Source organism: Inquilinus sp. CA228, from assembly GCF_052078665.1.
GTDB lineage: Bacteria > Pseudomonadota > Alphaproteobacteria > DSM-16000 > Inquilinaceae > Inquilinus.
This window is the reverse complement of the sequence record NZ_JBQJIK010000040.1, coordinates 62,141-72,660: the sequence shown is the minus strand read 5'-3', so window position 1 is coordinate 72,660 and position 10,520 is coordinate 62,141. Positions and strand designations below refer to the sequence as shown.

The following is a 10,520-nucleotide window of genomic DNA, read 5'->3' as shown; positions in this document are numbered from 1 at the left end:
CCGGACCAGGCCGAGCCGGTCGGCCTGGTCCGGATCGCGGCGGGCGAGCAGCTGCTGGCCCTGATCGCGGAGGATTGGACGCGGCTGACCCAGGGGCTGCTGGAGACGCTGGACGCCTTCCACCGCGACAATTCCGACCTGCCCGGCATCGGCTTCGAACGGCTGCGCCTGCAGTCGCAGCCGCGCCTGCCGGCGCCGGCCTTCGCCGCCCTGCTGCGCGGGCTGGCGCGGGCCGACCAGGTGGCGCTGGACGGCGCCTGGGTCCGGCTGACCGGCCACCAGGCGCACCTGACCGAGGCCGACGAGGCGCTGTGGGCCGACATCGCTCCGCGCCTCGGCGGTGCTACGCGGTTCCGGCCGCCGCGGGTGCGCGACATCGCCGGCGAGACCGGCATCGACGAGGCGGAGATCCGGCGGCTGCTGAAGCGCGCCGGGCGGATGGGCCGGGTCGACGAGGTGGCGCATGACCATTTCTTCCTGCGCCCGACCGTCACCGAGGTCGTCGGCATCCTGCTGCGGCTGGGCGAGGCGCATGAGACCGGCTTCACCGCGGCGCAATTCCGTGATCAGGTGGACAGCGGCCGCAAGGTCGCGATTCAGATCCTGGAGTTCTTCGACCGCCACGGCGTGACGCTGCGGCGGGGCGACCTGCGCCGGCTGAACCGGCACCGGCTGGACCTGTTTCGTCCCTCGATCGGCGAGGCGCCGGCCGAGGGGCCTGGAGGAGAATCGTCCCCGGTGGGGCGTCCGGACTTCAAATCCGGGAGGGGCCGCGAGCCGGTCCTTGGTGGGTTCGACTCCCACTCTCTTCCGCCATTCCACCGCCCCGATCATAGTTGTTGACCCTGCGCGGGAGGATGGACATCCTAGCAGCGCCTGCCCCCAGCCGGTAACCAGCCCGGCCCCCAACCACGCCAGAGCGAATGGGCTCGAGGCGGGGACGGCAGGCCCGAGAGGTCACGACCCCCATGCATGCACTGTGGTTCCGGACGACGGCGGCTGCCGTCGCCGCGGCGAGCATCCTTGCGGCCACGTCCGCGAGCGCTTTCACCCGGCCGACCGCGAACGGCCGGTTCGACTACCAGATCGGCGGCGCCTATGCCGCCGCGTCCGGCGTCGCCATCGTCGACCGCGACCGGCTGGCGGCGCCCGCCCCGGGCAAGTACAGCATCTGCTACGTCAACGCGTTCCAGACCCAGCCCGACGACGCGGTGTGGTGGACCACCAACCATTCCAACCTGCTGGTCAAGAAGAACGGCAAATACGTGATCGATCCGGACTGGCCGGACGAGTACCTGCTCGACACCTCGACGGCGGCGAAGCGCACCGCGCTGATGGCGATCATCGGGCCGTGGATCGACAAATGTGCGGCCGACGGCTTCAAGGCGGTGGAGCCGGACAACCTCGATTCCTGGACCCGCTCGCAGGCCGTGCTGACCAAAGCCCACAACACCGCCTTCGCCAAGCTGCTGGTGCAGCGCGCCCATGCCGCCAACCTCGCCATCGCGCAGAAGAACACCAGCGAGCTGGCGCCGATCGGCATCTCGCAGATCGGCTTCGACTTCGCGATCGTCGAGGAATGCCAGGTGTGGTCGGAGTGCGAGGACTTCACCGAAATCTACGGCAACCAAGTCTACGAGATCGAGTACAACGACAACAACCGGGATGCGGACGGCAACCCGGTCAACCCGATCAGCTTCTTCAACGCCGCCTGCGCCGCGCGCGGCAGCACGATCTCGATCATCTACCGCGACCGCGACGTGGTCCCGGCCGGGTCGTCCGGCTACGAGTACAAATGGTGCTGAGCGGCTGACGGCAGGCCCGGCCAAAGCACATGCGTCCCCCTCCCCTCGCGGGAGGGGGAGAGCGGAAAGGCTGGGCGGGCTGGTGATCGGCAAGGATGGCGGCGACCGGCGGCGGTCAGCCGCCGCCCGGTTTCAGCAGCCAGGGCGCGCAGTGGAGCCGTTCGCCGGTCTCGATGTCGTACCAGCCCTCGACCGAGATCTTGTCGCTCTCGTCGAGATGCCAGTAGCGGCCGGTATCCGGGCCGTCCTCGGGCCACCAGGGCACGGGAGGCTTGTCGCCGTCCTTGGCCGCCCGCTTCCGCCGTCCGAACCAGTCGGCGCCGGAATAGTCCGGGTTCAGCCAGGCCGGGTCGGGACGGATGCGCATGTCGCGGCAGAGGTGGAAGACGATCTCCTCCAGCGCATGCCCGGAGAAAGCGAGGTCGGCGTCGATGTCCGGGTCGTCGATCAGCCGCTTCCACATCGCGGCGATCTGCGCCTCGCAGGTCTCGGCATCGAGGTCGCGGTTGGCGGCGACCGAGCAGGAGACGGCACGGGCCACCCGGTTGCGGCGCGTCTCCTTCGCCGCGGCACCGTCGCGGGCGTCCGGCAGCGCCGCCCGCCCGGCCGGCCCGTCGAGGCTGACCCGGAACCGGGCATCGCCGTCGGCACCTGGAAGCGGACGCCGACGGTTGGTGCGAGATATGATACGGATGTCAATCAGCGCGAAGCCTTTTGGGCGTTCGGGTCGAATCCAACCACCTTTCGTCCGCAAACGGCCTTCACGGCCCGTCTACAACCTGACAGATCGTTGGGACCCACCTCGAGGCGCTTCGTGTCGCTCGTGTTTCACGCAAGTAGAGGAACGCCATGAGCTTGTCCGGCATCTTTGCTCGAGTGGTCGCGCTGGTCGGCGCCGGAGCGATCTTTTTACGGCACCGGCATGACGGCTCGCAAGAGCCGGCCTTCGGCAGCACGCCGGCGATCCCGGCAGCCAAGCCGCAGGGCATTCCGACGCTGAAGATGCCGACCGCAAGAGGATGGAGTGCGGGGCAAACGCCGGTCGCTGCGCCGGGGCTCCAGGTGAACGCCTTCGCAGCCGGCCTGAAGCATCCGCGCTGGATCCACGTCCTGTCGAATGGCGACACGCTCGTGGCCGAGGCGCTGAGTGCACCGGGGGGCATCAAGTCCGTCTTCGACTACGCCATGTTCAGCACCATGAAGCGTGCTGCCGCGGTGGGAGAAAGCCCGAACCGCATCACGCTGTTGCGCGATGCCGATGGCGACGGCGTCGCCGAGACCCGCGAGGTGTTCCTCGACGGGCTGAACCAGCCGTTCGGCATGGCGCAGCTCGGCGATACGCTGTATGTCGGCAACACCGATGGCGTGGTGGCATTTCCGTACACGCCCGGAGACAACCGCATCAGCGCAGCGGGGCGGAAGCTGAACGACCTGAACCCCGGCGGGCACTGGACGCGCAGCCTGCTGGCGAGCCCCGACGGGCGGAAGCTCTATATCGGTGTCGGCTCGCTCAGCAATATCGGAGACCACGGGCTGGCGGCGGAGGAAGGCCGGGCGGCCATCCACGAACTGGACCTCGAGAGCGGCCAGGACCGCATCTTCGCCTCCGGCCTGCGCAATCCTGTCGGCATGGCATGGGAGCCGACGACCGGGGCTCTCTGGACCGTGGTGAATGAGCGCGACGGGCTGGGTGACGAGACGCCTCCCGACTATCTGACATCGGTGCGCGACGGCGGCTTCTACGGCTGGCCCTTTTGCTATTGGGACAGGATCGTGGACGACCGGGTGCCCCAGGACCCGGCGCTGGTCGCATCGGCCATAACGCCGGATTTCGCATTGGGCGGGCACACGGCGTCGCTGGGCCTGTGCTGGCTTCCGGCCGGCACCCTGCCCGGCTTCCCCGATGGCATGGCGATCGGACAGCACGGCTCCTGGAACCGCAGCACGTTGAGCGGCTACAAGGTCGTCTTCGTGCCGTTCGTGAATGGACGCCCCGCCGGGCCTGTGCGCGACATCCTGACCGGCTTCCTGTCCCCCGACGAGCGCGCCTCCTACGGACGGCCGGTGGGGGTGACTCTTGGCCCGGACGGCTCGGTGCTGGTGGCGGACGACGTCGGCGATGTGATCTGGCGGGTCACGGGCGCGCCGGAGCACGGCTGAACCCGCCCGCCGGCCGCCCTGCCCTATTGCGGCCGCAGGCGGAAGTCGTGGCCTTCCGGCAGGGTCTGGCCGCCGTCGACGACGATGGTGGTGCCGGTGATGTAGGCGGCGTCGTCCGAGGCCAGGAAGGCCACCGAAGCGGCCACGTCCTGCGGCGTGCCGAGCCGGCCCAGCGGCACCGCCCGTTCCATCATGGCGATGAACTCGGCGCTGCGGTGCTGCTGCATCCCCTCGGTCAGGATGTTGCCGGGCTCGACCCCGTTGACGGTGATGCCGTAGCCGGAGAACTCCAGCGCCGCGGATTTGAGGAAGCCGTTGATGCCGGCCTTGGTCGCGGCGTAGTGGCCATGGCCCGGGCTGGTGACGCGGGGGCCGGTGATCGAGGAGGTGAAGATCATCCGGCCCCCTCCCCCCGCCCGCATCGCCGGCAGCGCCGCCCGCGCGGCCAGGTAGGTGCCGCGCAGGTTGACCGCCATCACCCGGTCCCACTCCTCGGGCTCGATGTCCTCGATCAGCGTCCAGGGATAGATCGCAGCGTTCTGCACCAGGATGTCGAGCCGGCCGAAGCCGTCGACCGCCGCCCGCACGATGGCGTCGGCATCCGCCCGCTGGCTGATGTCGGTGGCGACGAAGCGGGCGCCCAGCCGCGCCGCCGTCGCCGCCCCGGCCGCGGGATCGGTGTCGCCGATCACCACCCGCGCGCCGTCCGCCGCGAAGCGTTCGGCGATCGCCGCGCCGATGCCCCGCGCCGCCCCGATGACGATGGCGACGCGCCCTTCCAGTCTACCCGGCATTCCCGGTGTCCCTTTTCGCTTCTCAATGATAGCGCGGCAGCAGGTCGCCATGCGCCTCGATCAGATCGTCCACCAGACGCCAGATCTCGTCGAGGGACAGTTCGGCCGCGGTGTGCGGATCCAGCATCGCGGCGTGGCGGATGGCGTCCTTGCACCGGGTCAGCGCCGCCTCGACCACCATCTGCTGGACGTTGATCGACAGCCGCATGATGCCGGCCAGATGGTTCGGGATGCGGCCGATCCGGATCGGCTGCACGCCGTTGCGGTCGACATGGCACGGCACCTCGACCACCGCGGCGTCGGGCAGGTCGGCGATCAGCCCGTCGTTGCGGACATTGCCGTAGATCAGGTTATGCCGGCCGGTGACCACGGCGTGGACGATGCCGGCGGCGTATTCGTTGCTGCGGCGGACCGGGATCGGGCTGTCATCGGCCTCCAGCCCGGCGCGCAGCGCGTGCCACTCCTCGATCAGCGCCTCGCAGCGGCGCGGATATTCGTCCAGCGGCACCTCGTACCGCTCCAGCAGGTCGTCGCGGCCGGCCTTGATGAACCAGGGGTTGTACTCGGCGAAATGGATGCTGGATTCGGTGACGAAATGCCCGGTCCGGCGCAGCATGTCGAAGCGCACCGCCTCGCCCGCCGGCACCACGCCGGCCTCGGCCAGCGCCTTCAGCCGCGGATACAGGTTCTCGCGCCCGCCATCGGGCAGCCGCTTCTCGAACTTCAGGAACCAGGCGACGTGGTTGATGCCGGCGCAGAGGTAGTCGAGATTTTCCGGCGCCTCGCCCAGCCAGCGCGCCATGTCGCCCGAGGTCTCCTGCACGCTGTGGCACAGGCCGACCGAGCGGATGTCCGGCGCCGCCTCGGCGAGCGCCCAGCAGTTCATCGCCATCGGGTTCACATAGTTCATCAGCAGGGCGTTGGGGCACACCGCGCGCATGTCCTCGCAGATCTCCAGCAGCACCGGGATGGTGCGCAGGCCGCGGAAGATGCCGCCGATGCCGAGCGTGTCGCCGATGGTCTGGCGCAGGCCGTAGCGCTTCGGGATCTCGAAGTCGGTCACCGTCGCCGGGCGGTAGCCGCCGACCTGCATCATCAGGATGACGAAATCGGCCCCCGCCATGGCTTGGCGCCGGTCCAGCGAGGCCTCGACCCGGAGAGTGTCCAGCCCGAGCGAGGCGCCGATGCGGCGGGCGACGATGGCGGAGGTGTTCAGCCGCTCGCCGTCGATGTCGTGCAGGGCGACGACGCTGTCGGCCAGGTCCGGCTGGCTGAGGATGTCGCCGATGATCGACTGGGCGAAGACGGTGCTGCCGGCACCGATGAGGCAGATCTTGGCCATGGGAGGTCTTTCTTGGAAACGGTCGGGTTATTTCAGGCCGGACAGCGCCATGCCTTCGATGAAGTGCCGCTGGGCCAGGCTGAAGGCGATCAGGATCGGGGCGATGCTGACCAGGACGGCGGCCATCATCACGGTCCATTGCGCGGCGTATTGCTGCTGCATCAGGGCCAGCCCGACCGGCAGCGTCGTCTTCTCCAGGTCGCTGGGCAGGTAGATCAGGGCGCTGAACAGGTCGTTCCAGGAGGAGAGGAAGGCGAAGATCGCCAGCGCCGCCAGGGCCGGCCGGGCCAGCGGCAGGTAGATCCGCCACCAGATCGTCAGCAGCGACGCGCCGTCCATGCGCGCCGCCTCCGCCAGCTCGATCGGGATGGTCAGGAAATACTGGCGCAGCAGGAAGCAGCCGAAGGCGCCGCCGAGGAAGCTGGGCAGGTATAAGGGCGCCTGGGTGCCGTACAGGCCGAGGAACTTGAAGATCACGAATTGCGGGATCGCGGCCATCTGCGCCGGGATCATCAGCGTCACCAAGAGGGCCACGAACAGCACCTGCCGGCCGGGGAAGCGGACCACGGCGAAGACGAAGGCGCCCATCGAGCAGGTCAGCAGTTGCCCGATCGTGGAGATCGCGGCGACCTTCAGGCTGTTCCACAGCAGGCCGTCGAACGGGATGATCCGCCACAGCGACAGGTAGTTCTCGACCGTCGGGTGCGGCGGGATCAAAGCGTGGCCGAACTGGTCGGCCGGCAGCTTCAGCGAGGTCGAGACCATCCAGGCGAAGGGCCCGACCATCAGCAATGCACCGGCGATCAGCACGGCATAGGCCAGGGCGTCGACGCCGAGGCGGAGGGTGCGCGGCCGGGCGCTGCGGGCGCGCAAAGCGAGGGCCGCGGTCATGCCGGCACCCCCCAGCGCTTCTGCAGCCGGAAATAGCCCAGCGTCAGGACCAGGATCATGGCGGCGAGAGTCAGGCTCTGGGCCGCGGCATCGCCCATGCGGAAGAAGCCGAAGCCGGTGCGGTAGATCGAATAGACGACGGTCGGCAGGGTCGAGCCGCCGGTGCCGGTGCGGGTCAGGATGTAGATGTAGTCGAAGGCCTGGAACGCATGGATGGTCGACAGCACGGTCTGGAAGAACAGGCTGGGCACCATCAGCGGCAGGGTGATGAACAGCAGCTGGTGCCGCGGCCGGGCGCCGTCGATCCGGGCAGCCTCGTAATAGTCGCGCGGCACCGCCTGCAGCCCGGCCAGGAACACGATCATGCCTTCGCCGATCGCGCCCCAGACGTTCACGATCACCACCGAGACCAGCACCATGCGGGGCCCGAGCCAGCGCACCGGGTCGCCGCCCAGCGCGGTGACGATGCCGTTCAGCAGCCCCTGGTCCTGGGCGAAGATCCAGGACCAGATCAGCCCGACCGCGGTCGGCGAGGTGATCACCGGCAGGAAGTAGAGCGCGCGGAACAGCCCGACCCAGGTCACCCGCCGGTTCAGCAGCAAAGCGACGCCGAGCGAGATCGCCACCGTCAGCGGCACATAGAGCGCCGAGAAGGCCAGCGTGTTGCCGAGCGCCTTGAGGAAGCCGCGGTCGACCGCGAGGTCGGCGTAGTTCTGCAGCCCCGCCCAGCCCGGCGGCGTCAGCAGGTCCCAGTGCAGCAGGCTGAGCCCCGCCGTCGCCACCACCGAGCCGAGGGCGCCGAGCAGCAGGCCCAGCAGCGTCGGCGCCAGCAGCAGCAGGAGCCAGGCGCGGTCGCGACCCTGGACGCGGAGGCCGTTCGGCGGCATCGCGGCCGTCTCAGTGCTGGCCCTGCAGGACGTCGTCGGCGGCGGGGCCGATCTCGTCCAGCGCGTCGTCGATCGCGGCATCGCCGTTCCAGACCGGCAGCAGCGCGTCGCCGACCACGGTCGCCCATTCCTCATAGCCGCGGAAGGACGGCTTCAGCCGGGCGTAGGACAGGGCGTCGAGGAACACGCGCTGGTCGATCTTCGGGCCGGGCTGGTCGAGATAGGCCGGGCCTTCCGCCACCGATTTCAGGATCGGCACGGCGAGGCCGAGCTTGGCGAGGGCCGCCTGCCCGTCAGGGCTGGCAGCGAACTTCACGAACTCCCAGGCCTCCTGCGGATGCGCCGTGGTCTTGGAGATGACGAAGCCGGCGCTGTTGACGCTGGTCACCCGCCCCTTCGGCCCGGACGGCAGCGGCGCCACGCCCCAGGCGAAGCCGCGCTCGGCATATTCCGGCACCACCCAGTGGCCGGACACGGTCATGGCGGCGATGCCGGCGGAGAAGCCGTCGGTGCCGTACTGCTTCAGTTGCTCCGGCGTCGGCAGCGCCTTGTCGTCCAGCGCCATGCCGGCGATGAAGTGCCAGGCGTCGCGCGCCGGCCCCTCGGCCAGCAAAGTGCGGCTGCGGTCGGCGCTGATGATGTCGCCGCCATAGCTCCACACCACCGCGCCCCAGAACGGCTCGGGGTCGCCGATTTCGGACCAGAAGCCCCATTGGTCGGTGGTGCCGTCGCCGTTCTTGTCGAGGGTCAGGGCCTTGGCCGTGCGCCGCAGGTCGTCCCAGCTCCAATCCGCGGTCGGATAGGGCAGCTTGGCGGCGTCGAACATGTCCTTGTTGTAGTAGAGGACGATGGTCTGGAAATCCCGCGGCAGGCCGTAGATCCCGTCCGCGCTGCGATAGGCCTCGAGCGTGATCGGGTAGATGTCGTCCAGCGCCTTCGGGTCGGCGTCGAGATAGGGCTGCAGGTTCAGCAGCGCGCCGCGCGACTGCCAGTCCGGATACAGTGGCGCGTCCATGGCGAAGATGTCGGGCGGGTTGCCGCCGGCCACCACCACCCGCAGCTTCTGCCAGTAGGACGACCAGTCGGCGACCTCGATCTTGACCTTGATCTCCGGGTGCTTGGCCTCGAAGGCGTCGGCGACGCCGCGCCAGACCTCGCCCTCCGACGGCGAGCCCCAGAGCATGTAGGTCAGCTCGATCGCCGCCGGGGCCGCGGCGGCCGAGGCGGCCACGGCCGAGGCCGCCAGCGCCGCGCAGACCAAAGCGGCGGATGCCTGCAATCTCATCTCTCGCCTCCCTTCGTTGGGTTTGCCCCATGTCACCACTGTGACACTACGGATTCCGGATTTCTTCCGTGCTGTCGCGTTCATTTTCCGGAAAACCAGCGTGCTAGAAGCCGAGCACCAGGCCGCTGACCAGCGTGGTGTTGTCGAAATCAGGCCCCTGGCGGAAGGACGCGGTCTCCCAGTTGAGCTCGGCATAGGCGTTCAGCCCCGGGGCCAGGGTGTAGACCAGGGTGGCGGCGGCGATGTGGTCCTGCTTCAGATCGGACCGCCCGGCGTCGCCGGTGTCCTCGTCGCCCGCCAGGCCGTTGCCCTTCTGCCCCGTGGTCCAGGCGTAGCCGAGCCCGGCCTCGAAATCGCCGAAGCGCCAGGCCAGGCTGGCCGCGACCGTGTCGATCGCCTTGCCGCTGTCGGCGATGCTGTCGTAGTGGACCCAGTTGAGGCTGCCGGTGACGTCGCCGGCCGCAATCTGCGTGCCCAGGCTGTAGGCCGCGAGGTCGCGATGGCCGCTGACGCCGTTGCCGGTGGAGGCGGTGCCGGAGACCAGCACCGACACGCCGTCGAATTCGGCGGTGTAGTTCGCCCCGGCGGTGACGACGTTCTCGTACAGCGTGTCGCCGTCATTGGTCAGGTCGGCGCGGCCGCTGGTGCCGGCATGATCGTCGCCGCCGACCACGGGGGTGAAGTCGACGCCGAAGGAGAAGCCGCCGAGGTCGGGCGAGCTGTATTTGATCCGGGTGTCCGGGTCGCCGATGCCGGAGATGTAGGTCGGGTCCAGCGAGAAGAAATGGCCGCCGCCAGTGGCGTAGTCGTGGTCGAGGTTGTCGCCCCAACTGGCGCCCATCCCCATCTCCGACACCACCGCGTCATGGGCGAAGATGTAGCCGTAGTCGCCGGCCACCGCGTCGACGTCGCCCAAAGTGACGGTGCCGAAATCGCCCTGCAGGTAGATGTAGACATGGTCGACCGTGACGTCGTCGCGGCGGTTGACGTTGTTGAACCGGATGCGGGCGCCGTATTCCAGGCCATCATCGGTGACGTTCTTGGCGTCGAATTGCAGCCGGCCGCCGGAGCGGAAATCGTAATTCCGGTCGAACTCATTGTCGTCGGACTGGTCCAGCACCGCCGCCGCCTCGAAGCCGAGGAAGCCGGAGATCTTCAGCTGCAGCCCGGCCGTGGCCGGCACCTCCGCCGCCATCGCCCCCATGGTGATCATGCCCGTCGCCGCGCAGATCGCCGCGGCGGCGCAGGATTGCGCTCTCGCCATCGCTTGCCCCCTGTTGCCGGAGCCCGACTGTGCGGGCCGTTGCCGGGTTCGCCCCGGACCTGGCCACAATGGAGGGTCGAATTCCGGATTTC

9 protein-coding genes, 1 tRNA gene and 1 pseudogene are annotated in these 10,520 nt (G+C 69.1%); 4 read left to right on the top strand and 7 right to left on the bottom strand.

The features are described from left to right. Window positions 1–24: 24 nt before the first annotated feature. The 3 genes and pseudogenes from ACTOWL_RS20505 to ACTOWL_RS20495 form a co-directional block, all read left to right on the top strand. Window positions 25–648, top strand: a pseudogene (locus tag ACTOWL_RS20505) (SelB domain-containing protein); the annotation flags it as partial. A gap of 72 nt (window positions 649–720) precedes the next feature. Beyond that, window positions 721–816, top strand: a tRNA-Sec gene (locus ACTOWL_RS20500). A 152-nt stretch (window positions 817–968) separates the two neighbouring features. Beyond that, window positions 969–1,805: an endo alpha-1,4 polygalactosaminidase gene (locus ACTOWL_RS20495; protein ID WP_441323128.1), complete on the top strand. Its 837-nt coding sequence runs from the start codon at window positions 969–971 to the stop codon at window positions 1,803–1,805. Between the two features lie 115 nt (window positions 1,806–1,920). Here the strand turns inward: ACTOWL_RS20495 and ACTOWL_RS20490 are convergent, their stop codons facing one another. After that, window positions 1,921–2,346: a hypothetical protein gene (locus ACTOWL_RS20490; RefSeq protein WP_441323127.1), complete on the bottom strand. Its 426-nt coding sequence runs from the start codon at window positions 2,344–2,346 to the stop codon at window positions 1,921–1,923. Between the two features lie 308 nt (window positions 2,347–2,654). Here ACTOWL_RS20490 and ACTOWL_RS20485 point away from each other — a divergent pair, with 308 nt between their 5' ends. Next, window positions 2,655–3,965 (top strand): PQQ-dependent sugar dehydrogenase, encoded by a 1,311-nt coding sequence (locus tag ACTOWL_RS20485; protein WP_441323126.1) that lies wholly within the window; start codon window positions 2,655–2,657, stop codon window positions 3,963–3,965. A 23-nt stretch (window positions 3,966–3,988) separates the two neighbouring features. Here ACTOWL_RS20485 and ACTOWL_RS20480 read toward each other — a convergent pair whose 3' ends face one another. The 6 genes from ACTOWL_RS20480 to ACTOWL_RS20455 form a co-directional block, all read right to left on the bottom strand. Then, window positions 3,989–4,759: an SDR family oxidoreductase gene (locus tag ACTOWL_RS20480; RefSeq protein WP_441323125.1), complete on the bottom strand. Its 771-nt coding sequence runs from the start codon at window positions 4,757–4,759 to the stop codon at window positions 3,989–3,991. A 22-nt stretch (window positions 4,760–4,781) separates the two neighbouring features. Then, the gene (locus ACTOWL_RS20475) at window positions 4,782–6,101 is read right to left on the bottom strand and encodes an alpha-glucosidase/alpha-galactosidase (RefSeq protein ID WP_441323124.1); all 1,320 of its coding nucleotides are present in this window, start codon (window positions 6,099–6,101) and stop codon (window positions 4,782–4,784) included. Between the two features lie 27 nt (window positions 6,102–6,128). Continuing rightward, entirely contained in the window at window positions 6,129–6,992 is an 864-nt protein-coding gene (locus ACTOWL_RS20470; protein WP_441323123.1) for a carbohydrate ABC transporter permease, read from the bottom strand. Beyond that, complete coding sequence (locus ACTOWL_RS20465; protein ID WP_441323122.1) at window positions 6,989–7,879, bottom strand: carbohydrate ABC transporter permease; 891 nt, start codon at window positions 7,877–7,879, stop codon at window positions 6,989–6,991. The genes ACTOWL_RS20470 and ACTOWL_RS20465 overlap by 4 nt, the downstream gene beginning before the upstream one ends. A gap of 10 nt (window positions 7,880–7,889) precedes the next feature. Beyond that, a complete protein-coding gene (locus ACTOWL_RS20460; RefSeq protein WP_441323121.1) occupies window positions 7,890–9,164 on the bottom strand; it encodes an ABC transporter substrate-binding protein in 1,275 nt (424 codons plus the stop codon). 103 nt (window positions 9,165–9,267) lie between these two features. After that, on the bottom strand, window positions 9,268–10,428 hold the full coding sequence (locus ACTOWL_RS20455; RefSeq protein WP_441323120.1) for a porin: 1,161 nt from the start codon (window positions 10,426–10,428) through the stop codon (window positions 9,268–9,270). Window positions 10,429–10,520: the final 92 nt, after the last annotated feature.

Excerpts from the sequence above, each read along its gene's own strand:
- ACTOWL_RS20455 (WP_441323120.1), bottom strand. The coding sequence starts at position 10,428 with ATGGCGAGAGCGCAATCCTGCGCCGCCGCGGCGATCTGCGCGGCGACG.
- ACTOWL_RS20465 (WP_441323122.1), bottom strand. The coding sequence starts at position 7,879 with ATGCCGCCGAACGGCCTCCGCGTCCAGGGTCGCGACCGCGCCTGGCTC.
- ACTOWL_RS20485 (WP_441323126.1), top strand. The coding sequence starts at position 2,655 with ATGAGCTTGTCCGGCATCTTTGCTCGAGTGGTCGCGCTGGTCGGCGCC.
- ACTOWL_RS20460 (WP_441323121.1), bottom strand. The coding sequence starts at position 9,164 with ATGAGATTGCAGGCATCCGCCGCTTTGGTCTGCGCGGCGCTGGCGGCC.
- ACTOWL_RS20470 (WP_441323123.1), bottom strand. The coding sequence starts at position 6,992 with ATGACCGCGGCCCTCGCTTTGCGCGCCCGCAGCGCCCGGCCGCGCACC.
- ACTOWL_RS20480 (WP_441323125.1), bottom strand. The coding sequence starts at position 4,759 with ATGCCGGGTAGACTGGAAGGGCGCGTCGCCATCGTCATCGGGGCGGCG.
- ACTOWL_RS20475 (WP_441323124.1), bottom strand. The coding sequence starts at position 6,101 with ATGGCCAAGATCTGCCTCATCGGTGCCGGCAGCACCGTCTTCGCCCAG.
- ACTOWL_RS20495 (WP_441323128.1), top strand. The coding sequence starts at position 969 with ATGCATGCACTGTGGTTCCGGACGACGGCGGCTGCCGTCGCCGCGGCG.